General features: G+C 66.3%; 18 protein-coding genes, 6 tRNA genes, 1 pseudogene and 1 riboswitch. Of the genes and pseudogenes, 12 read left to right on the top strand and 13 right to left on the bottom strand.

Annotated elements, in window-relative coordinates; translation table 11 throughout:
• Nucleotides 1–68: 68 nt before the first annotated feature.
• The 4 genes and pseudogenes from E9229_RS14270 to E9229_RS14285 form a co-directional block, all read right to left on the bottom strand.
• A pseudogene (locus E9229_RS14270) lies at nucleotides 69–428 on the bottom strand (VOC family protein); the annotation flags it as partial.
• 297 nt (nucleotides 429–725) lie between these two features.
• A complete protein-coding gene (ybaK, locus tag E9229_RS14275) occupies nucleotides 726–1235 on the bottom strand; it encodes a Cys-tRNA(Pro) deacylase (protein WP_183512289.1) in 510 nt (169 codons plus the stop codon).
• A gap of 20 nt (nucleotides 1236–1255) precedes the next feature.
• Nucleotides 1256–1708: a SufE family protein gene (locus E9229_RS14280; RefSeq protein WP_183512291.1), complete on the bottom strand. Its 453-nt coding sequence runs from the start codon at nucleotides 1706–1708 to the stop codon at nucleotides 1256–1258.
• Nucleotides 1709–2617 (bottom strand): sulfurtransferase, encoded by a 909-nt coding sequence (locus E9229_RS14285; protein ID WP_183512292.1) that lies wholly within the window; start codon nucleotides 2615–2617, stop codon nucleotides 1709–1711. It lies immediately after the preceding gene.
• Between the two features lie 250 nt (nucleotides 2618–2867).
• Between E9229_RS14285 and zapE the strand changes: the two genes are divergently transcribed.
• A complete protein-coding gene (gene zapE / locus E9229_RS14290; protein WP_183512295.1) occupies nucleotides 2868–3905 on the top strand; it encodes a cell division protein ZapE in 1038 nt (345 codons plus the stop codon).
• A 452-nt stretch (nucleotides 3906–4357) separates the two neighbouring features.
• Complete coding sequence (locus E9229_RS14295; RefSeq protein WP_246380781.1) at nucleotides 4358–5542, top strand: glycerate kinase; 1185 nt, start codon at nucleotides 4358–4360, stop codon at nucleotides 5540–5542.
• A 142-nt stretch (nucleotides 5543–5684) separates the two neighbouring features.
• Here E9229_RS14295 and E9229_RS14300 read toward each other — a convergent pair whose 3' ends face one another.
• Nucleotides 5685–6314, bottom strand: a complete 630-nt coding sequence (locus E9229_RS14300) for a TetR/AcrR family transcriptional regulator (RefSeq protein ID WP_183512297.1) — start codon at nucleotides 6312–6314, stop codon at nucleotides 5685–5687.
• Nucleotides 6315–6447: 133 nt separating this feature from the next.
• Here E9229_RS14300 and E9229_RS14305 point away from each other — a divergent pair, with 133 nt between their 5' ends.
• A complete protein-coding gene (locus tag E9229_RS14305; RefSeq protein WP_246380783.1) occupies nucleotides 6448–7728 on the top strand; it encodes a DHA2 family efflux MFS transporter permease subunit in 1281 nt (426 codons plus the stop codon).
• A 360-nt stretch (nucleotides 7729–8088) separates the two neighbouring features.
• Here E9229_RS14305 and E9229_RS14310 read toward each other — a convergent pair whose 3' ends face one another.
• The 8 genes from E9229_RS14310 to E9229_RS14345 form a co-directional block, all read right to left on the bottom strand.
• Entirely contained in the window at nucleotides 8089–9291 is a 1203-nt protein-coding gene (locus tag E9229_RS14310; RefSeq protein WP_183512299.1) for a benzoate/H(+) symporter BenE family transporter, read from the bottom strand.
• Nucleotides 9292–9404: 113 nt separating this feature from the next.
• A complete protein-coding gene (locus tag E9229_RS14315) occupies nucleotides 9405–9629 on the bottom strand; it encodes an antitoxin (protein ID WP_183512301.1) in 225 nt (74 codons plus the stop codon).
• 1071 nt (nucleotides 9630–10700) lie between these two features.
• A tRNA-Gly gene (locus tag E9229_RS14320) sits at nucleotides 10701–10777 on the bottom strand.
• Between the two features lie 34 nt (nucleotides 10778–10811).
• Nucleotides 10812–10883, bottom strand: a tRNA-Val gene (locus tag E9229_RS14325).
• A 72-nt stretch (nucleotides 10884–10955) separates the two neighbouring features.
• Nucleotides 10956–11032, bottom strand: a tRNA-Gly gene (locus tag E9229_RS14330).
• 37 nt (nucleotides 11033–11069) lie between these two features.
• Nucleotides 11070–11141: transfer RNA gene (locus E9229_RS14335), tRNA-Val, on the bottom strand.
• 28 nt (nucleotides 11142–11169) lie between these two features.
• A tRNA-Cys gene (locus E9229_RS14340) sits at nucleotides 11170–11240 on the bottom strand.
• 61 nt (nucleotides 11241–11301) lie between these two features.
• Nucleotides 11302–11375: transfer RNA gene (locus tag E9229_RS14345), tRNA-Gly, on the bottom strand.
• Between the two features lie 212 nt (nucleotides 11376–11587).
• Between E9229_RS14345 and E9229_RS14350 the strand changes: the two genes are divergently transcribed.
• The 9 genes from E9229_RS14350 (at nucleotide 11588) to ribB (ending at nucleotide 20360) form a co-directional block, all read left to right on the top strand.
• Nucleotides 11588–12439: a cytochrome gene (locus E9229_RS14350; RefSeq protein WP_183512302.1), complete on the top strand. Its 852-nt coding sequence runs from the start codon at nucleotides 11588–11590 to the stop codon at nucleotides 12437–12439.
• Nucleotides 12440–12568: 129 nt separating this feature from the next.
• Nucleotides 12569–13144, top strand: coding sequence for a peptide deformylase (gene def / locus E9229_RS14355; RefSeq protein ID WP_183512303.1), 576 nt, complete (start codon nucleotides 12569–12571; stop codon nucleotides 13142–13144).
• A complete protein-coding gene (gene fmt, locus E9229_RS14360) occupies nucleotides 13141–14085 on the top strand; it encodes a methionyl-tRNA formyltransferase (RefSeq protein WP_183512305.1) in 945 nt (314 codons plus the stop codon). The genes def and fmt overlap by 4 nt, the downstream gene beginning before the upstream one ends.
• Nucleotides 14082–15632: an RsmB/NOP family class I SAM-dependent RNA methyltransferase gene (locus tag E9229_RS14365; protein WP_183512306.1), complete on the top strand. Its 1551-nt coding sequence runs from the start codon at nucleotides 14082–14084 to the stop codon at nucleotides 15630–15632. The genes fmt and E9229_RS14365 overlap by 4 nt, the downstream gene beginning before the upstream one ends.
• A 26-nt stretch (nucleotides 15633–15658) precedes the next feature.
• Nucleotides 15659–16330, top strand: coding sequence for a ribulose-phosphate 3-epimerase (gene rpe / locus E9229_RS14370; RefSeq protein WP_183512307.1), 672 nt, complete (start codon nucleotides 15659–15661; stop codon nucleotides 16328–16330).
• Nucleotides 16331–16351: 21 nt separating this feature from the next.
• A riboswitch (FMN riboswitch) is annotated at nucleotides 16352–16488 on the top strand.
• 101 nt (nucleotides 16489–16589) lie between these two features.
• Nucleotides 16590–17294: a nicotinamide riboside transporter PnuC gene (pnuC, locus tag E9229_RS14375; protein ID WP_183512309.1), complete on the top strand. Its 705-nt coding sequence runs from the start codon at nucleotides 16590–16592 to the stop codon at nucleotides 17292–17294.
• A complete protein-coding gene (gene ribD / locus E9229_RS14380; RefSeq protein ID WP_246380785.1) occupies nucleotides 17291–18409 on the top strand; it encodes a bifunctional diaminohydroxyphosphoribosylaminopyrimidine deaminase/5-amino-6-(5-phosphoribosylamino)uracil reductase RibD in 1119 nt (372 codons plus the stop codon). The genes pnuC and ribD overlap by 4 nt, the downstream gene beginning before the upstream one ends.
• A gap of 11 nt (nucleotides 18410–18420) precedes the next feature.
• Nucleotides 18421–19086 (top strand): riboflavin synthase, encoded by a 666-nt coding sequence (locus E9229_RS14385; protein ID WP_183512310.1) that lies wholly within the window; start codon nucleotides 18421–18423, stop codon nucleotides 19084–19086.
• Entirely contained in the window at nucleotides 19083–20360 is a 1278-nt protein-coding gene (gene ribB / locus E9229_RS14390) for a 3,4-dihydroxy-2-butanone-4-phosphate synthase (RefSeq protein ID WP_183512311.1), read from the top strand. Before E9229_RS14385 ends, ribB begins: the two co-directional genes overlap by 4 nt.
• Nucleotides 20361–20394 lie beyond the last annotated feature (34 nt).

Below are 20394 nucleotides of genomic sequence, written 5' to 3' on the forward strand. Positions count from 1 at the left end.
AGCGGTTTCCCCGGTGGCGGCCAACCCGTCACCGGGGGAGAAGCGGCCGGCCGGTGTCCGGTGACCCGGGCGCGGTCATGGAGGGTGACGTGGTAGCCGTCAGGGTCCGCAAAGGTGAATGTGCGTCCGAACGGGCCGTCGATCGGAGCCGAGGCGATCGTGTGGCCGTCGGCCTCGAGCACGTCGTCAATGGCCTGGACATCGGTGGCGTGGAGCCAGATTGCGGCGTCGATGCCGGGCTGGGCAACTGATGCAAGATCGGTCCCGGGGACGATGCCTCGCAGCGCGAACGCGATCGGCGTGGTATCCAAGACGACGGCATGGGCAGGGCCCGCCTGGGAACGGACGAGGCCGAGGTACTGCTCGTAGAACGCCTGGGATGCATCGAGATCGCGAGTCTGGAGGGAGATGAAATCGGGGCCGGCCACGGCCTTTGTCGGGAAGGTTCTTCCCACGCCGCTCGCTCCACGCGGCAGGCGAAGCCTGGAGAAGGCAACCGTTGCCGTCCGATCCGTCGAGCTCGGGATGCTCGGTGGCATGGTCGCTGGGCCCCGTCGTCACGGGTTGTTCCATGGCGTATGGCCATGGAGGACCTTTTCGTGATCGTGATCGGGGCCCGGGCGAAGCGGGAGCAGGAGCCCGGTTTGGAAGTCGTGGGTGAAGCACCCTCTGCATAGCCGGCGTGGTGTCTGCGGAAGCCCGCGGATCAAACCACGCCGCGGCACTCAGTGTCCGGCGATCGGTGCGCTTTCGGCCCCGGTGAGCGCCATGAGGTCGGCCGGGGCCAGCCCGAGGTCCAGCCCCCGCCGCCCGCCGGAAATGAACACGGTCTCATGCATGAGGGCGCTGGAATCCACCACAGTGCGCGAGGGATTGCGCTGGCCCAGCGGGGAGATGCCTCCGACCACGTAGCCGGTGCGGCGTTCGGCGACGGCAGGGTCCGCCATCTCCACCTTCTTCACTCCCAGCGCGTGGGCCATGGCCTTCAGGTCGAGGGTCCGGTTCACCGGTACCACGCCGACGGCCAGGGCGTGGGCCCCGGGGACTCCGGTATTCACCAGCAGCGTCTTGAAGACCAGCGCCGGGGCAACGCCCAGTGCCTCCGCAGCCTCCAGGCCGAAGGAAACGGCCGCCGGGTCGTGCGTGTAGCCATGGACCGAATAGGAGATGCCGCGGGCATCGAGCAATGCAGTTGCCGGAGTTCCGGAGTGTGCGGCCGCCTTCTTCTTGACCATGGTGTCGGTTCCTTTGCTGGTTACGCGGCGGCCTCGGGCAGGCGTTCACGGATCTGGCGCTTGATGCGTCCCAGCATAGAGGTCATTCCACGCATCCGCAGCGGGGTCAGCGCACGGGTCAGGCCCAGCTGGTTCGGCATGTCATCGGGCACCCGCAGCACCTCGGCGGCCGGCAGGCCGTCCAGGCCCTGGGCCAGCACCGAGGCGAAACCACGGGTGGTCGGAGCCTCGGGCGGTGCCGAGAAGAACAGCGAGACCTCGCGGGCCTCGGTGTCGGCCAGTTCGAGGGCCAGGAACAGCGGGGTCTGGCATTCGACGACCTGCTCGAGCAGCTCCGGGTGTTGCGTGAAGCGCTCGGGCAGGGCGGGCAGCTCCTCGGAGAATTCGAGCAGCAGTTCAAGCCGTTCGTTTTCCGGAACCTCGATGAAGTCGTTGACTATTTCGGCCAGGGGGCCGGGCAGTGTGCCGCTCATTTAGGCACCCCGTCCCACCGGTGCGACGCCGGGCTCGATGCCCTTGACGATCGGCACGCGTACGGCGTTGCCCCACTCGGTCCACGAGCCGTCGTAGTTGCGGACCTTTTCCAGGCCCAGCAGGTGCGCCAGCACGAACCAGGTGTGGCTGGAACGCTCGCCGATGCGGCAGTAGGTGACGATGTCGTCGCCGGCCTTCAGCCCCGCCTCGTCGAGGTAGAGCGCCTCCAGTTCGGCGCGTGAACGGAACGTGCCGTCCTCGGCGGCGGAACGGGACCATGGCACCGACGCGGCGCCGGGGATGTGCCCGCCGCGCAGCGTGCCCTCCTCCGGGTAGTTCGCCATGTGCGTGCGCTCCCCGGTGTACTCCTCGGTGGAACGGACATCGATCATCGGCTGGCCCAGGTGGGCCAGGACCTCGGGAAGGAAGGCGCGGATGACCGTGTCGTCGCGCTCGATCACCGGGTACTGCGCGGGTGCGGGGGAGACCTTGTCGCGGGTCAGTTCGCGGCCCTCGGCGATCCACTTGTCGCGCCCGCCGTTGAGCAGGCGGACGTCCTCGTGGCCGAACAGCGTGAAGACCCACATGGCGTACGCGGCCCACCAGTTGGACTTGTCTCCGTAGATCACGACGGTCGATTCGCGCGAGATGCCCTTGGCGGCCATCAATGCGGCGAAGGCGGCGCCGTCGACGTAGTCGCGGGTGTACTCGTCGTTCAGGTCGGTGTGCCAATCGATCTTCACGGCGCCGGGAATGTGTCCGGTGTTATAGAGCAGGATGTCCTCGTTGGACTCGACCACGACCAGGCCCTCGGCACCGAGGTTCTCGGCCAGCCAGGCCGTGGAGACCAGGCGCTCCGGGTGCGCATACTCGGCGAACTGGGTGTTGGCCTCGGTGGGAAGACTCATGGGAAATGACCTCGCTGCAAAGGGATGGGGGTGTGGGGATAGTACCCCTCTAGCCTAGCGATCATCGGGCCGGATCTGGGCTTCGCGGGGTCATCGGGGGCCATATTTCGCTACCAGCGCCCGCTCGGGAACGCGGGAGTGATCAAGCTCATGTGCGTGGGGCGTTGCCCGGAGCGTAAAATTGGCCTCGTGCGCCTTGGTGCACTTGCGAACCCTCCCCCTCCACCGACGCGAAGGAACCACCCGCCGCATGGCCACGATTCAGCACCTGACCCAACGCACGCCCAAGGTGTCGGTGGAGGAACTCCTTGCAGGCTTCCACCCCTCCCACCGCTTCGGCGAGGTCTCCTTCGATACCTACCGTCCGGACCCGAACCAGCCCTCGCAGGCCGGGGCAGTGACCAAGCTGCAGGAGTTCGCCGCCTCGATCGATACCGGGACCGGAGGGTTCCTGGGCAAGCTGTTCGGCAAGAAGACCAAGACCAAGTCCGGGATGTACCTCGACGGCGGCTTCGGGGTGGGCAAGACCCACCTGCTGGCGTCGCTGTGGCATGCCGCGCCTGGCCCCAAGGCCTTCGGTACCTTCGTCGAATACACCAACCTGGTCGGCGCGCTGTCCTTCCGCCAGACCGTTGAGGTGCTGAGCCACTACAAGCTCGTATGCATCGACGAATTCGAGCTCGATGACCCGGGGGACACGGTGTTGATGTCCCGGCTCATGCGCGAACTCGCCGATGCCGGCGTCAAACTGGCCGCCACCTCGAACACGCTGCCCGGCTCGCTCGGTGACGGCCGCTTCGCCGCTGTCGACTTCCAGCGCGAGATCAAGGTGCTGGCCGATCAGTTCGACGTGCACCGCATCGACGGCGAGGACTTCCGCCACCGCGGCCTGCCCGAGGCCCCGCGGCCGATCGCCGAGGACAACGTCGTGACCTTCGCCCAGGAGCGCTACCCGGACAAGACGCTCGCCGTCGACGACTTCGCCGAGCTCGTGTCGCACTTGGCCAGCGTGCACCCGAGCCGCTACCGCCAGCTGATCGACGGAATCGACACCCTGGTCCTGCACAACGTGCACACCATCACCGAACAGTCGGTTGCATTGCGCTTCGTCGTGCTAGCCGACCGCCTGTACGACAAGGACGTGCCGATAGTTGCCTCGGGCATGCCGTTCAGCGAACTGTTCACCGACGAAATGATGTCCGGCGGCTACCAGAAGAAGTACTTCCGAGCCGTCTCGCGCCTGACCGCACTGGCCCGCGAGGGACAGCAGGCGGAAGCGGCCGTCTAGGCGTTCCGCATGCTCCGTTGCGGCCAAGTCCGTGCGGGCAGCTGAAAATACCATCTCGCAACCCGCCGGGCCGCTCTGGGCCCGGCGGGTTTTCCCTCTTGTGGTGGGAGGTGCGGTGGCGACGGGGGAGCCCTGCAGCACCTGCCGGGACAAGGCCCGTGCCGGGGAACTCCCGGGGCGAATCTGCCACTGGTGTTCAAGTCATCTATCTTGAGCCGCTCACGCTCGGCTCGGTAAAGGGGATTCCATGCAGTCATCGCCTGAGCCTGATATTCCATCGGACGCTGGCACTGCAGCGTAGAAGCGACGCGATCATGATGGCTCTCGAACTTTGGTCGGGCTGAACGCTCGTGCGCAGCCAAAGTTCAAGAGCCACTGATTGAGGTTGCTTCAACCACCATCGAGCGTTGTGCTGGGCACTATCGTAGTGACTTATGATCCCCGAGAATTCGATGACAATCGTGGCGTGCCCGGATTCATTCAAGGGATCCCTGGGCGCCGCCGAAGCGGCAACGGCACTTGCGCTTGGTGCCCGGTCGGTTTTCGGACCTGGCGCGAACATCATTGAGCTTCCCCTCGCCGATGGCGGTGAGGGCTCGCTCGACGCCCTGCTTGCGGCCTGGGGCAGCAATCAGCAAACGCTTTCCGTCCATGACGCCATCGGACGTCCGGCCACCGCGCGCTTCGGTGTCTCGGCCGACGGGCGCACGGGTATGATCGAGGCCGCCGAAGCCAACGGGCTACCCCAGGTCAGCGACGTTCCCTTGCAGCCGCTGCGTGCCGATAGCCGCGGTGTCGGAGAAATAGCCGTCCACCTGCTCAACGCGGGCATCACCGAAATCATGCTGTTCATCGGAGGGTCGGCCAGCACGGACGGCGGCACGGGTTTCCTCAACGCGCTGGGTGTTCGCTTCCTCGACGCCGCCGGCTTTCCTGTGGCCCCCGGCGGCGGTGGGCTGGCCGATATTGCCCGCATCGATCCGTCCGGGCTGCACCCGGCGGCAAGCGCGGCCTGCTGGGAGCTGGCGGTCGATGTGAGCAACCCTATCTGCGGTCCGCGGGGCGCCGCAGCGGTCTTCGGACCACAGAAGGGTGCAGGAGCCGATGACGTTTCAGCCCTTGACGCGGGCCTAGAACACCTGGCACGCATCCTGGCGGCGCAGGCGGGAATCGACGCCGCGGAATTCCTCGAGCGCGAAGGCCTTGGCGCGGCCGGAGGCCTGCCCGCCTGCCTCGTCGCCCTGCTGGGTGCGCGGACGGTTCCGGGGTCAACGCTGGTCTCGGAGGCGCTGGACCTCGAAGGGCTCTTGGCCGATGCCGACCTCGTGCTCACCGGGGAGGGGCGGCTGGATTCACAGTCGCTCGGCGGCAAGGTCGTCGACGCCGTGCGTCGGCTGTCCCCGGCCGACACCCCCGTCATCGTCATCGCCGGCACGGTGGAACTCGATAGTGCCCGCTGTCGCGCCGAAGGCATCACCGCGGCATTCTCCATTGCCAGGGGCCCTGCCACCCTCGCAGCGCTCAGCGTGGACACCGCGTCGCTGGTCCGCGATGCCGCGGCCCAAGCCTGCTCTCTGCTGGGGTTTTCCACCCTGTCAACTCGCGCCTACGGAAAGCCAAGGAGTCCTCGGCCCTGACTGTTTGCCTTTCTCGCGGGCGCGCCCTACCTGCTGGTCCCATCACGCTCGACAGCAGCCACGAGGGGGCCAGTTTGATTTCGACGGTCCAGGCCCGAAGCGTCGCCCGGTAAGCCCGCATCCAAGGGGCTGACGGTGGGCGTCAGTCGATGCGGGGGTGGGCTTGGCTGGCGGCGAGCACGGTGTCCAGCTTGGTCTTCATGGTGCAGGCCAGGAGTTCGCCAGCCAGCGGGTTGGTCTCGAAAACTTCCGGCATGCGCAGGCTGATGAGTGTGTTCATGAGCATGCCCTGGGCCAGGAAGTCGGAAGCGCCCTGAGGGCCAAGCCCGGCTTCGTCCCTCACCAGCCGGAACAAAGCCAGGAAGGCATCGCGGGCGCGCGGGCCAATGATCGGCTCATGGCCGGAGACAAACGACTGCATCAAAAGCAACAGGATGCCGCGGTCCCGGATCAGGTCGGCGTAGGCGCGTCCCATCAAGCCCCTGAGGTGCCCAGCGCGGGTTTCGCCGAGGGACGGGTCAAGCGCGGCGACCTGGCTGTCCATTCGGCCGGCGTCGTATTCGGAAATCAGGGTGCGAAACGCGTTGAGCAGCTTGCCCAACGCCCGGTCCATGGCCTCGAGGAACAGGTTTTCCTTGGTGCCGAACATGCGCACCACGTAGGGCTGGCTGATGTCGGCGGCCTTGGCCACCTGGGCGGTCGTGGCACCGGCATAGCCACGCTCGCCAAAGACCGCGGTGGCAGCCGCGAGGATCAACTCGCGGCGCTCCACGGAAGGCATCCGGGTTGGCGTGGGCGTCTGAATTCCTGTGGTCCCCATGCTTGACATGTTATCAGCTGATAACTATATTTTCGGATCAGGTAATCAGTTGATTACATGAAATTTCAATGGTTTTGGACCTCCGATGAACCGTCGCATCCCCGTATGGCTCGCCATCACGGCCGCCTCACTTCCGCTGTTCATGGCCACTCTGGATAACCTCGTGGTCACCAAGGCACTGCCCGTCATCCATGAGAAGCTCGGCGCCGGCGTCGAGGAACTGCAATGGATCGTCAATGCCTACGCCCTGGCCTTCGCCACGTTCATGATGCTCGCTGTCGGACTCGGCGACCGGTTCGGCCGTCGCCGCATCTTCGTTGCCGGCATTGCCGTCTTCACGCTCGCCTCCGCGGCGGCCGCACTGAGCTCCGAACCGACGCAGCTCATCACGGCCCGGGCGTTCCAGGGCGTCGGTGCGGCCGCGGTGATGCCGCTGTCGCTGACCCTGCTCGCCGGCTCCGTGAGCACCAAGTTGCGTCCCCTGGCCATCGGCATCTGGGGAGGCGTCTCCGGGTTGGGAGTAGCCCTGGGGCCGCTGATCGGCGGTGTGGTCGTGGAGGGCTTGAACTGGCAGTCGATCTTTTGGATCAACGTCCCGATCGGGATCGTCGCCATTGCACTGGTGCTTCTGGTGTTGCCCAACAGCTTTGGAGCCCGTGTCCGGGCCGACATCCTGGGGCTGGTGCTCTCCGGTGTCGGCCTGTTGGGACTCGTCTTCGGCATCGTGCACGGGAACGATGCCGGCTGGTCAAGTGCCGAGGTCCTGGCCCCTCTGGTGGGTGGCTGCATCTTGCTCGTGGCTTTCGTGCTGTGGGAGGCGCGGACCCGGGATCCGCTGCTGCCGTTACGACTGTTTCGGGACCGCAGTTTTACCGCCGCAAACATCGTCGGCTTGACGTTCAGCTTCGGCGTCTTCGGCGCGGTGTTCAGCTTGATCCAGTTTCTGCAGGTGGTTCAGGCGTATTCCCCCTTAGAGGCCGGCGTGATGACCATGCCGTGGACATTGGCGCCGATGTTCGTGGCCCCGATGGCTGGATTCGTGGCGCCGAGGCTGGGAACGCGCACACTCGTCATCACGGGCATGACCCTACAAGCGGGGGCTTTGGCCTGGTTGGCGGCGCATCTGTCGTCCGACGTTGCGTACGGCGTCATGGTCCCCGGTTGCCTGGCGGCCGGGATCGGCATGGGGCTCGTGTTTGCTCCGCTGTCGACGGCGGTGCTGGCCAACATGCACGCCAATGACCACGCGAAGGCCTCCGGCACCAATTCGGTCATGCGCGAGGTCGGAGTGGCCCTGGGCATCGCCGTGCTGACGGCAGTGTTCACCCGGGGCGGGCGGGCAGCTCACGCCAACAGGTTACGTTGACGCGGCCATCCCCGCCGTCTGGGTAGGCGCTGCGGCGCTGCTTGTGGCGCTGGTAGCCGCGTTCTGGATGCCGTCGCTGCACCTGTCCCGGGAGCTGGCCGCGGCATTGGCGCGGGAAGAAGCCACGGGCAAGGAAGTGGACCGACGGGAATAGACGAGTCGCATTCCAAGGCACGCGGCGTCGCGCGTGGTTTGCGAGGCGCGGTGTTGGGAATCGGCTGTATTTCGGCAATGCATGGCGTGGCGGAAGCCGGAGGCTCCACCTGGCGGTCGGTTTCCGCGTGGAGGTTCCGTTCCTCGTCCGCTAGTGCAGGCTTCACGCCGGAGGCTGAAGCATCTCTCGACGATGCCTGCGCTTCGTCATCGCCGGCGTCCCCGCTCTAGCAGCGCACCGATGGTCAGTCCGGCAACCAGTGCCCAGAAAGCACCTCCAATGCCGGCGATGCTCAGTCCCGAGGCGGCAACGAGGAACGTGATCAGGGCACTGAGCCTGGTTCGAGGCTCAGCCAGTGCCGAGGATGCTGCGGAACCCAACGTGGCAAGCAGTGCCAGGCCGGCCGCGGCCTCTAAAAGTCCTGCCGGGCTGGCCGCGGCCAGCGCGGTAATGGCCGCCGATGCAAGGCCGAGAATGATGTAGAACCCACCGGATGAAACCGCGGCTATCCAACGCCGGGAACGGTCGGGACCAGCCTCGTCGCCGGCCGCCAATGCGGCTGAAATCGCTGCAAGGTTGATGGCATGCCCACCGAAGAGCGCCCCCACCGAGGTGCCGATGCCGGTGGCAAGCATCGAGGAACGCCACGGTACGTCGTAGCCGAAGCCTTTGAGGACAGCCACGCCCGGAACGTTCTGTGACGCCATGGTCACGACGAAGAGTGGCAATGCGATGCCGGTGAAGGCTCGGAGGGTGAAGGCCGGGATGGCGAACTCGAGATGGGGGAGCAGGCTGACCCCGTGGACGCTGTCGCCCGGGCTGGTGGCCAACGTAAAGCCGGCGATGCCCAGGGCCACTGCCATGGCCACGGGAACCGCCCATCGGGGGTTCAGCTTCAGGAAGAGCAACCAGACGACGATGACTGGAGTTACATAAAGCGGAATGGTGGATAGCGCCATGAAGGGGGCCAGGCACAGCTGAAGTAGGACGCCGGCAAGCATGGCTTGGGCCAGATGGACGGGAATCGCCGCAACCAGCCGGCCCAGCCACGGTATGGCCCCGGTGGCTGCGATGAGCACGCCGGTCAAGAGGAAGGCCCCGACCGCCTCGTTCCAACCGAAGTTCATGCCGCCGGCCCCGGCTAGGAGCGCTGCTCCGGGAGTTGACCATGCCGTGGTGATGGGTCGCTTCGTGAACCAGGCCAGGCCGATCGCAACCACGGCGAAGGTCAGGGTCAGCGCCAAGAGGCCCGAGGCGGCCTGGCTGGGGCTTGCTCCCACGGCTTGCAGTCCGGTCAGGACGACCGCGAAGGAGGATGTGTATCCGACCAGCGCGGTGACCAAGCCGGCGATGACCGGCTGAAGTGTCGGATTTCGGCGGGCGGGAGAATCGAGGGTGACCTCGGGCATGTGGTTCCTATGGATCAAAAGCCGGACACGCAACAAGTGCCGGTGACGCCTCACGGCGGTACCGGCACCCGTTTTGCCGCGCCCGGGAGGGCTGGCTTGAGAACTTCTGTGGCTTAGGCGGGAGGTGTCTCGCCGCCATCGACCTTGTCGATGAGGCCCTTTGCCGTGTCCTGAACCTTGTCAACGTGTTCGGCGAACTTTCCGCCGGTCTTCTCGTCGACGAAGTTACCGACGTTTTCGACTGCGTCATGCAGCTTGTCGGCGTTCTCGTGAACCAGTTCGGTGGCCTTGCCCTTGAGTTCTTCGGCCTTGCCCTTGAGCTCGTCAAATACTGACAAAAGGCACCTCCTCTCGACGTGGGAAGCCTTGGTTGCTTCCACCTGTAAACATCGTAGCCAATATGGCAAGTGCCGCGACAGGGGGCACAGGTGAATTTCGGTGAGCCAAGAGCGTAATCCATGATTGCGGGAGGGTGCGGCGAATGGACCTACCTAAAGCATGGCTGACCTGTATTTTCTGAGAATCCAGGATCGGGTTGCTGGGACTTGAAGCCGCACCATGGCCGATCCTCGTCCCGATATCGGCGTGTCGGGATCTGGTTCCCCTTGCACTCGAGGATGCCGTGTGACCTGGCTGGCCCTACGGTCATCGGATCCGCGCGAAAGCCGCTCGGCTCTCCGCACCCGGCCTCAGCCCGGTAGAGTGCGCTCGGCAACGTCGAGTCCAAGATGCCATCCTCAATTCCGACGGCAAATGGGGCGGGTTTGCTGCTTTCCAGGTGACGCTGCGGAGCAAGGTGGTGGCCAGCCAGATCACCAAGGTGCTTGCCGCTGTGACGAGTGCGATTGTTCTGATTGTCTCGCCGTATATGGTGGATCGCTCCTGGGATCCGGTGGGTTGAAGCTCGACCCGTGGTGAATGCCTGCTTCTGGAGCCAGTGAGTCATGCCCTGCAAGACATGTCGAGGTGGAGCATGGACCCCTGGCGACTTCCATGCGTCACATGGGTGAACCAATACGCCGACCGCCGCACGTCTTGCTTCACGTTCCGGGCGAAGGGACGGCCTGCGCCTGGGCTGTTCGACGATCTACCTGCCGGCGTTGCGCGCTGACGTGGCCCAAGGCCCGGGGATCCCGCATCGAAACCGCAGCGGAGGGCGTGGCGACCATGGAGCGTGATGAGGAGTTGATTTCGTGGGCTTGCGGTAGGGGGATGAGCGCTTTGCTGGTGAGCCACCTCACCTTCGACCATTCAGCGCAGATCAGCAGATCAAGTGTTCAGGGTGTTTGCGAACCGTGCATGAGCGGATTGGCCGTCCGTAGAGGCTAGGAGCGTGTCCAACGTGTCGGGTTCGGTTCAGGGCGTTAAAGCAAGTGTGGGCCCCGGATAACCGGGGCCCACACTTGCTTTGGAGCGGACAACGAGATTCGAACTCGCGACCTCCACCTTGGCAAGGTGGCGCTCTAGCCAACTGAGCTATGTCCGCATGGCTGCACGTCCATTATTGATGGATGCATCCGTGGGCGATACTGGGATCGAACCAGTGACCTCTTCCGTGTCAGGGAAGCGCGCTACCGCTGCGCCAATCGCCCAAATTGCCATCCACCGAATAAACGGTTTCAAGCGATCAAAAGAAGCAAACCGAACGGGTTTGAATCCTTCAATGGAGCGGACAACGAGATTCGAACTCGCGACCTCCACCTTGGCAAGGTGGCGCTCTAGCCAACTGAGCTATGTCCGCATGAAAAAATCTCCACGTGACTGTGGAGGCATTCCAGTGGGCGATACTGGGATCGAACCAGTGACCTCTTCCGTGTCAGGGAAGCGCGCTACCGCTGCGCCAATCGCCCAATGCTTTGCAAGCTTACAACACCTTCGAGGTGGGGACGGGATTCGAACCCGCGTACACGGCTTTGCAGGCCGTTGCCTAGCCTCTCGGCCACCCCACCATTACCTCAAAACGGTTGCCCGTTTATCGGCGTGGTTGGCGAACCAACCAGATGACTTGCGAGCGGACAACGAGATTCGAACTCGCGACCTCCACCTTGGCAAGGTGGCGCTCTAGCCAACTGAGCTATGTCCGCAATGTAGGGCCGCAATTTCCCGTTTCGTTTCCGAACCGATCGGCTGCGCTCCAACGAGTAAGAACTCTATACGACCGATTGCCCAACTTACAAATCGGCGGTTCCCTCGGACCGTCCGGGAACTGAAATCACCGGAATGTCGGTGGTTTCTTCCGAACAGGTCAGCTGGCGATTCGGGCGAGGCTGTCGGGAGGACATGCGAAAATCGAGCCATGACTTCTCCAGCGTTGGCTCAGCAGACAGATTTCGGGCGCATGTACTCCCGCCGCATCGGCGGGCTGCCCGAGGTTCCCTCGATCACCACGGTCATTTCGCAGGCCGGCATGAGCCTGGATGGATGGATCGGGCACATGGCCGCGACGGCCGTGATCCAGGACAAGAGGCTGCCCGAAGCCATCGGCAATGTGGCAAAGCTCAAGGCCATCGCACGCCAGGCATCCGACGCCGCTGCCCAATACCGTGATGCCGCAGCCGCCCGCGGGGATCGCGTCCATGGCTACTGCGAACAGATCGCCCTGCGCGGCCTGGGGTGCCCGCATACTGCGGCAGAGGCGCGCGCCGAACTCGAGGAGCATGGCGAGGGGGCCTTCGCCGGCCGTTTCGATGAATGGTGGGAGGAATATCAGGTTGTCCCGTTGGCCGCCGAGGTCACCGTCTGGAACGAGGAGGTCGGCTACGCCGGGACCCTTGATCTGGTTGCCGAGATCGGCGGCAGGCTATGCCTGATCGACTACAAGACACGGGGGACCGGCCGCGATGGCAAGGTCAAGCCATTGGATCCCAAGGTCGTGATGCAATTGGCGGCTGGCGCCAAGGCCCAGGAAATGATTGTCGACGCCGAGGCTGGCACCTGGGAGCCCTGGAAGTACGGGGCCGAACCGATGCTGCTGGGTGTGGCCATCGGCGAAACCGAGGTGCAGTCCGTCATGGCCAACCCGGCCGTGCTTCCGGCCTATTGGAGCCGGTTCTGGTCGCTGCGCCAGGTCTGGGGTTCCGGGCTGAAGGTCGCCGATGCAGGGATCGCGTTGCAGCCGGTTGGACCGCCCCCGGCCCTACGTGACTAGTCACACCCCGCAGTCCGGTGGCTTCGCGTGCACACCACGTAAACTGGAGGCGGTGCGTCCAGCGAAACCGGGCGTGCCGAGCATCCACAGCACATTGCCGGCCCTTGCCGGTGGAAGGGAGGCGAGCCCATGGCCGTCTTGAGCATTCGCATCGTCGGGGACCCGGTCCTGCGCACCCGGGCCGACGAAGTTACCGATTTCGGACCCGAGCTGCGCAAGCTCGTCGCCGACATGGACGAAACCATGGAGGATGTCGAGGGCGCGGGCCTTGCTGCACCGCAGGTCGGTGTCTCCCTGCGGGTCTTCACCTATCAGATCGCCGGAGTCCGGGGGCACATCGTCAATCCCGTACTGGAACTGGGCGAGGACTTCCAGCAGGACATCTCCGAGGGTTGCCTGTCGATCCCGGAGCTCAGCTACCCGGTGCGCCGCCGCAACCACACCCGCGCCACCGGAGTCGACGTCGAGGGCAACCCCATCGTTGTCGAGGGCGATGGCTTCCTGGCCCGGTGCCTGCAGCACGAGACGGATCACCTTGACGGGATCCTGTACATCGACAGGCTCGAGGGCGACGCCAAGAAGGATGCCCTGCGCAAGATCCGCGCGGCCGACTACAACAAGCTTGCCGGGCGCACGGTTTCCCAGCGCTCCTCCACCGTGGGCTCCAGTTTCGGTGCGGGATCCAGCTTCGGAGCCGGCCTGTGAGGGTCCTGTTCGCTGGCACCCCGGCAGTTGCCGTGGCGTCGCTGGACAGACTGGTCGAGGACGGGTTCGACGTCGTGGCCGTGCTGACCCGCGAGGATGCACCGGTGGGGCGCAAGCGCGTCCTGACCCCCTCGCCCGTCGCGGCCCGCGCGCTGGAACTGGGCCTGCCGCTGATCTACGCCAACAAGATTGATGCCGAGGCGCAGGCGGCCATCACTGCCGCCGCCCCCGACATCGCAGCCATCGTCGCCTATGGGGGACTGGTGCCACCTGCGGCACTGGGTATTCCCCGGCACGGATGGATCAACCTGCACTTCTCGCTGCTTCCGGATTGGCGTGGAGCCGCCCCGGTCCAGCACTCGATCATTGCCGGCAATACGGTCACCGGAGCCGTGACGTTCCAGCTGGAGGCGGGCCTGGACACCGGCCCGGTCTTCGAGACGCTTACCACCGTCATCGATGACGCCGATACGGCGGGCGAGCTGCTGGGCCGGTTGGCCCGCACCGGCTCGGAGCTGCTCTCCAGCACCCTGTCCGGTATCGACGACGGCACCCTGGAATCGGTCGCGCAGGTCGGTGGCGGAAGCTACGCCCACAAGTTGGGACTGGCCGACGGACACGTCGACTGGAGCCGTCCCGCGGCGGAAATCCGCTCCCGAATCAATGGAGTGACCCCGGATCCGGGAGCCTGGACCATGCTCGAGGAGCAGCGCTTCAAGCTCGGACCCGTCACCGAGGTGCCCGATGTCACCGAGCTGGCCCCGGGGGCCGTGCGCATCGAGTCGGGCAAGCGTCCGCGTGCCTTCGTCGGTACCGGCACCCACGCAGTTGAATTGGGCCGGGTCCAACCGGCCGGCAAGAAACCCATGCCCGCCTCAGATTGGGCGCGGGGACTCGGCAGTGCCGGGAACGAGAATGCGAAAGAGGTGGCCTTCTCATGAGTGGTCGTTCGGAATACCGCGGTAACAAGGCCGACAACGGCGGGGAACGCCGCAACGAAGCCGGACGCGAACGCAACCGCGGCGGCTCGGGCGAGCGCGGCTTCAGCACCACTGCCCCCTCGGCGCGCAAGCGCAAGGCCGACCCGGCGCGCCTGACCGCGTGGGAGGTGCTGCGTGCGGTCACGGCCGATGATGCCTACGCCAACCTCGTGCTGCCCGGCCGTATCCGCGCCAACCACCTGGACAAGCGCGATGCCGGCTTCGCCACCGAACTTGCCTACGGCGCCCTGCGTGGACAGGGACTCTATGACGCTGTGCTCGCGCGCTGCGTGGACCGCCCGCTGGATCAGTTGGATCCGGCCGTGCTCGATACCCTGCGCCTGGGCGCGCACCAGCTGCTGAGCATGCGCGTACCGAGCCATGCGGCACTGGATGAGACGGTATCGCTGGCCCGCATGGTCGTCGGTGCCGGAGCCTCCGGGCTGATCAACGCCGTGCTGCGCAAGGTCGCCGCACGGGAGCTGGAAGCCTGGATCGACCTGCTGCTCGAGGACGTCGCAGACGACGTGTCGGCAGCCGCCCTGCGCTACAGCCACCCGGAGTGGATTGTGCGTGCCCTGCGCCAGTCGCTGGTCGCGCACGGCCGCGAGGTCACCGAAATCAACGATCTGCTGGAGGCCGACAACCTGGCCCCGGTGGTGAACCTGGTGGCGCTTCCCTCGCTGGGCAGCCTGGACGAGGCCTTCGAGAACGGCGCCGAACCCGGCACGCTGGCACCCGATTCGGCCTACTACTCCGGGGGTGACGTCTCGCGCCTGAGCAGCGTCCGCGCCGGAACCACCCGCGTGCAGGACGCCGGCTCGCAGCTGGTGGCCCGTGCCCTGGCCGGAATCCAGCTGCCCGATGGCGGTCGCGACACGGTCTGGCTTGACCTGTGCGCGGGTCCGGGCGGCAAGGCCTCTCTGCTCGCAGCACTGGCAGCCGAACGCGACGCCACGCTGACCGCCAACGAACCCACCCCGCACCGCGCCGAACTGGTACGCCGCGCGCTGGACGCCGTCCCGGAAGAAACCTGGATGGTCACGGTGGAGGACGGCCGGGACTTCGGCGATGAACTGAACCAGGGCCGCTTCGACCGCGTCATGGTCGATGCGCCCTGCTCCGGCCTAGGCGCCCTGCGCCGGCGCCCCGAATCGCGTTGGCGCAAGACGGCCCGCGACGTGGCTGAGCTGACGGTGCTGCAAGGCGAACTGCTCGACGCGGCGCTGAGGGCCGTACGACCCGGCGGCGTCGTCGCCTACGTGACCTGCTCGCCGCACCCCGGCGAAACGGTCGCCGTGGTGCAGGACGCGCTGGCCCGCAACAAGGACGCCAGGCTCCTTGATACCGCTGCGGCGCTGGACGCCGTGACCATCACCGGTGCCGCCGGTGCGGCGAACCCGATGGAAGGCGGCGGCTCGACCATTCAGCTGTGGCCGCACGTGCACAGCACCGACGCCATGTTCATGGCCCTCTTCACCCGCACAGAGACTCCGGCAGGAACCTAGCAGCGAAAGGCAGGGAAGCTCCTTCCATGCGCCAGTGCCGTATCAATCCCAGCATCCTCTCCGCCGACTTCACCAACCTTGAACGCGAACTGCATCGCATCCACACCGCCGACGCGGTGCACGTGGATGTGATGGACAACCATTTCGTGCCGAACCTGACCATCGGCCTACCGGTGGTGCAGTCGCTGGCAAAGGTCAGCAACCTGCCGCTGGACGTTCACCTGATGATCAGCGACGTGGACCGTTGGGGTCCGGGCTACGCGCAGGCGGGTGCCGCATCGGTGACCTTCCACGCCGAGGCCTCCGCCGCGCCGGTGAAGCTGGCGCGGGACCTGCGTGCGGCGGGAGCGAAGGCCTCCATGGCGCTGCGCCCGGCCACAGCGCTGGAACCGTACCTTGACATGCTCCCCGAGCTGGACATGCTGCTGCTGATGACCGTCGAGCCGGGCTTCGGCGGGCAGGCGTTCCTGGACCTGGTGCTGCCCAAGATCCGCCGGGCACGTGCGGCCATCGAGGGGACGGGGCTGCCGATCGCGCTGCAGGTCGACGGCGGGATCACGGCTGAGACGATCATCCGGGCCGCGGAGGCCGGGGCGGATGTGTTCGTTGCCGGTTCCAGCGTCTTTGGAACGGCGGATCCGGCTGCCGCCGTGGAAACATTGCGACATGTGGCCCAGGCCACTGCCGCATCCGTGTAATACTTGAACCACTAACTACACAACGTGCTCCGGGGTCGGTGTAATTCCGAACCGGCGGTTATAGTCCGCGACCCGCAACGCCTCCCCTGGGGGACATTGCGGTTGAACTGGTGAAATTCCGGTACCGACAGTTAAAGTCTGGATGGGAGAAGCACGTACGCAGTAGGCCCTTTTGGGGCACCCTTCCCTCAACGGGGCGGTGTCCCTTGGCCGAACCGTCGTATACCCCCCGGAGCCGCCGCGGCTTGAACGGAGGACGATGGATTTTCTGCGGTGGCTCATTGAAGCTTTCAATTCAAATATCGTGATTGGTGGCAGCGCGCTACTGGTCCGCGAGGTCGTCGGAAACCTCTTCGGCTTGGCCAGTGCCCTGGGCGGCATCCGCCGCAAGGTGTGGGCTTGGCCCGTGGGCATCGTCGGCAACGTACTGCTGCTGACGGTCTTCATGGGCAGCCTGTTCGGCACCGAACACGCCTCGAACCTGCTCGGCCAGGCCGGACGCCAGATCATGTTCATCGCCGTGTCCGTCTACGGCTGGCAGCGCTGGCGCAACAGCAAGAAGGATGGCGGCGCCGCCGTGACACCGCGCTGGGCAACCGGGCGCGAACGCACCACGCTGGCATTGATCCTGGTCATCGGCACCGTGGCGATCACCCCGCTGTTCCGGATGCTCGGCTCCTACGAACCGGTCTGGGCCGATGCCTGGACGTTTGTCGGATCGCTGCTGGCCACCTACGGCATGGCCCGGGGGCTGGTCGAGTTCTGGCTGATCTGGGTGCTGGTCGATGTCGTCGGCGTGCCGCTGCTCTTCAGCGCCGGATACTACGCGAGCGCCTTCATGTACCTGTTCTACGGCTGCTTCACGCTCTTCGGCTTCTTCATCTGGTGGCGGGCGCAAAACAACGCCAAACCCCAGGTGCAAACGCAGATGCCCGACCCGCTTGTGCGGGCGAAAAGCCGATGAGCCCGCGCAGCGAGGGCATAGTGATGCCCCCGGCGGGACGCGAACGGGCTGGCATGAACCTGGCCCTGCAGCTGGCCAGGCGTGGTCCGCGCGGGGCCAACCCGCTGGTCGGTGCCGTGATCATGGCCCCCGACGGAACGGTGCTTGCCACCGGCTACCACCAGGGAGCCGGAACACCGCATGCCGAGGCCGACGCGCTAAACCGGCTCGGCCCGCTCACCCGGGCCGAGGCCCGTGAGCTGAGCATGTTCGTCACCCTCGAACCGTGTAACCACGTCGGACGCACCGGCGCCTGTGCCCTGGCGATCCAGGAAGCGGGCATCGGGCGGGTCTCCTACGCCGTCCCGGATGAAACCGACCGCGCTGCGGGCGGTGCGGCGGCCCTGGTAGCCGCTGGAATCCTCGTCGAGGAGGGACTGCTGGGCGCCGAGGCACGGGAAATGAACCACCGCTGGTTCGCCGCCCGTGCTGCGGGCCGGCCGTTTACCACGTTGCACATCGCCCAGACGCTGGACGGGCGCATTGCCGCGGCCGATGGTACCAGCCAGTGGATCACCGGGGTCGAGTCCCGCAACCATTCGCACCTGACCCGGGCCCGGGCCGAGGCGATCATCATCGGTACCGGCACCCTGCTGGCCGATGATCCGAAGCTCACGGCCCGGACACCAGAGGGGGTGGACGCCCCGCGCCAGCCGCGACGCGTCGTGATGGGGTACCGGTCGATCCCCGCCGGCGCCGCGCTGCGCGGGGACGGGAACTTCGCCCACCTGCCCACGCACGACCCGCACGAGGTGCTCGCCGAGCTCGCCTCCACCGGGATCGACCATGCCATGATCGAGGGTGGCGCATCGATCGCCACGGCGTTCCTCGCGGCAGACCTGGTCGATGAGATCTGGCTCTACCAGGCGCCGATGCTGCTCGGCGGCGGACGCAAGGCCGTGGGGGAGCTGGGCATTTCGACGCTCGCCGCCGCCCGCCGCTACCGGCTCGATGAAAGCGGCGGCGATGGCCTGATCCGCCTCGGGCCGGACATGGCGCTGCATCTTGAACCGCTGCCCGCAGCGCAAACCACAGTCACCGGGCGGATGCCCGCCTCCGCGCCACAGGGCGCGTGAAAGGAAACACCATGTTCACTGGAATCATCACCGGCCTCGGCCGCATTGAATCAATCGTCCCGGCAGATACCGGCAACGGCGTCGTGCTGCGGCTTGCTGCCCCCGGGCACACGGCCGATCTCGGACTCGGCGGATCCATCGCCATCAACGGGGTCTGCCTGACGGCCACCGCCATCGACGGGGACAATGTCACCATCGACGTCATGGGTGAAACCCTGGACTGGACCACCACCGGGGAACTGCTCCCCGGCGCGGCGGTGAACCTCGAGCGCTGCGTGCCCGCGGGCGCCCGGCTCGACGGACATGTCGTCCAGGGCCATGTCGACGGCGTCGGCGAATTGCTCGAGCGCGAGAATGAGGGCAACTGGGACAGGCTGCGGTTCGCTGTCCCGCTCGAGCTGGCGCGCTACATCGCCCGCAAGGGATCGATTGCCATCGACGGCGTCTCGCTGACCGTCACCGAGGTATCCGACGCCGCCGCGCAGGCGCAGTGGTTCGAGGTCGGGCTGATCCCGACCACCCTGCGCGACACCACACTGGGGCGGCGCGGCATCGGCTCGAAGGTCAACCTCGAGGTCGATGTCCTCGCCAAATACACCGAACGCCTCGCCGCGTTCGCCAACCATAAGCCCGCTGCCCACCTCGGTGCGGGCACCACGGTGGAGGAAACACGATGAGCAGCAACGAACAGCCGATCACCCTCGACCCGATCGAGGCGGCCATCGCCGCCATCGCCGCCGGCAAGGCAGTGGTGGTCGTCGACGACGAGGACCGCGAAAACGAGGGTGACATCATTTTCGCCGCCGAATTCGCCACCCCCGAACTGATGGGCTGGACCATCAGGCACTCCTCCGGCGTGATCTGTGTGCCGATGGCCGGGGACCGGGCCGATGCGCTGGGCCTGCCGCCGATGGTCGAGCACAACCAGGACGCCAAGGGCACTGCCTACACCGTCTCGTGCGATGCCGCCCACGGCGTGAGCACCGGCATCAGCGCGGCCGACCGGGCACTGACCGCACGGTTGCTGGCCGATGCCGAATCCACTCCGGCCTCGATCACCCGCCCGGGACACATGTTCCCGCTGCGTGCGGTACCCGGGGGCGTGCTGGCCCGGCGCGGACACACCGAGGCATCGGTGGACCTGTGCCGCCTGGCCGGCGTGCAGCCGGTCGGCGTCATTGCCGAGCTGGTGCACGATGACGGATCGATGATGCGCCTTCCCGCGCTGCGCGACTTCGCCGACCTGTGGAACATCCCGCTGGTCAGCATCGAGGAGATGGCAGCGCACCTGCGCGGGGCCGCCCCGGCGCCCGCCGCGCCGAGCGCCGCCGCGGTGCTTTCCGGACCCGAGGTGCGGATGCCCGGCAAATACGGTGAAATGCTGGTGAGGGCCTGGACCGAGCGCGCTACCGGGATCGAGCACCTCTCACTGAGCGTTCCCGGCCCGGACGGACGCACCCCTCTTGCCCCGCTGGTGCGCGTGCATTCGGAATGCCTGACCGGCGACGTGTTCGGCTCCTTCCGCTGCGACTGCGGGGAGCAACTGGATGCGGCGCTGGCAGCGATCAGCGAGGTCGGCGGCACCGTCGTCTACCTGCGCGGGCAGGAGGGTCGCGGCATCGGCCTGGCCAACAAAATCCGTGCCTACGCGCTGCAGGATGGCGGTGCCGACACCATCGAGGCGAACGAGCAGCTCGGGCTGCCCGTCGATGCCCGGCGCTACGACGCGGCGGCAGCGATCCTGCATGCTCTGGGTGCCGAAAAGGTCCGTCTGCTGACCAACAACCCGCTGAAGGAGGAGTGGCTGGCCGCCGCCGGGATCACAGTGCTCGAACGCGTTCCCACCCGGATCGCCGCGCGGCCGGAGAACCTCCGCTATTTGCGGACCAAGCGGGAGAAGATGCACCACAGCATCGACCCGGACCATCTGGACCCCGTGGTAAACGACTAGCTGCCGACGCGGCACCGCCCCTTTTCGACGAAGA

Origin of the sequence: Paeniglutamicibacter cryotolerans, from assembly GCF_014190875.1 — a bacterium.
In the GTDB taxonomy this organism is placed as follows: domain Bacteria; phylum Actinomycetota; class Actinomycetes; order Actinomycetales; family Micrococcaceae; genus Paeniglutamicibacter; species Paeniglutamicibacter cryotolerans.

Excerpts from the sequence above, each read along its gene's own strand:
- ybaK (WP_183512289.1), bottom strand. The coding sequence starts at position 1,235 with ATGGTCAAGAAGAAGGCGGCCGCACACTCCGGAACTCCGGCAACTGCA.
- E9229_RS14280 (WP_183512291.1), bottom strand. The coding sequence starts at position 1,708 with ATGAGCGGCACACTGCCCGGCCCCCTGGCCGAAATAGTCAACGACTTC.
- E9229_RS14285 (WP_183512292.1), bottom strand. The coding sequence starts at position 2,617 with ATGAGTCTTCCCACCGAGGCCAACACCCAGTTCGCCGAGTATGCGCAC.
- zapE (WP_183512295.1), top strand. The coding sequence starts at position 2,868 with ATGGCCACGATTCAGCACCTGACCCAACGCACGCCCAAGGTGTCGGTG.
- E9229_RS14295 (WP_246380781.1), top strand. The coding sequence starts at position 4,358 with ATGACAATCGTGGCGTGCCCGGATTCATTCAAGGGATCCCTGGGCGCC.
- E9229_RS14305 (WP_246380783.1), top strand. The coding sequence starts at position 6,448 with ATGAACCGTCGCATCCCCGTATGGCTCGCCATCACGGCCGCCTCACTT.
- E9229_RS14310 (WP_183512299.1), bottom strand. The coding sequence starts at position 9,291 with ATGCCCGAGGTCACCCTCGATTCTCCCGCCCGCCGAAATCCGACACTT.
- E9229_RS14350 (WP_183512302.1), top strand. The coding sequence starts at position 11,588 with ATGACTTCTCCAGCGTTGGCTCAGCAGACAGATTTCGGGCGCATGTAC.
- def (WP_183512303.1), top strand. The coding sequence starts at position 12,569 with ATGGCCGTCTTGAGCATTCGCATCGTCGGGGACCCGGTCCTGCGCACC.
- E9229_RS14365 (WP_183512306.1), top strand. The coding sequence starts at position 14,082 with ATGAGTGGTCGTTCGGAATACCGCGGTAACAAGGCCGACAACGGCGGG.
- rpe (WP_183512307.1), top strand. The coding sequence starts at position 15,659 with ATGCGCCAGTGCCGTATCAATCCCAGCATCCTCTCCGCCGACTTCACC.
- pnuC (WP_183512309.1), top strand. The coding sequence starts at position 16,590 with ATGGATTTTCTGCGGTGGCTCATTGAAGCTTTCAATTCAAATATCGTG.
- ribD (WP_246380785.1), top strand. The coding sequence starts at position 17,291 with ATGAGCCCGCGCAGCGAGGGCATAGTGATGCCCCCGGCGGGACGCGAA.
- E9229_RS14385 (WP_183512310.1), top strand. The coding sequence starts at position 18,421 with ATGTTCACTGGAATCATCACCGGCCTCGGCCGCATTGAATCAATCGTC.
- ribB (WP_183512311.1), top strand. The coding sequence starts at position 19,083 with ATGAGCAGCAACGAACAGCCGATCACCCTCGACCCGATCGAGGCGGCC.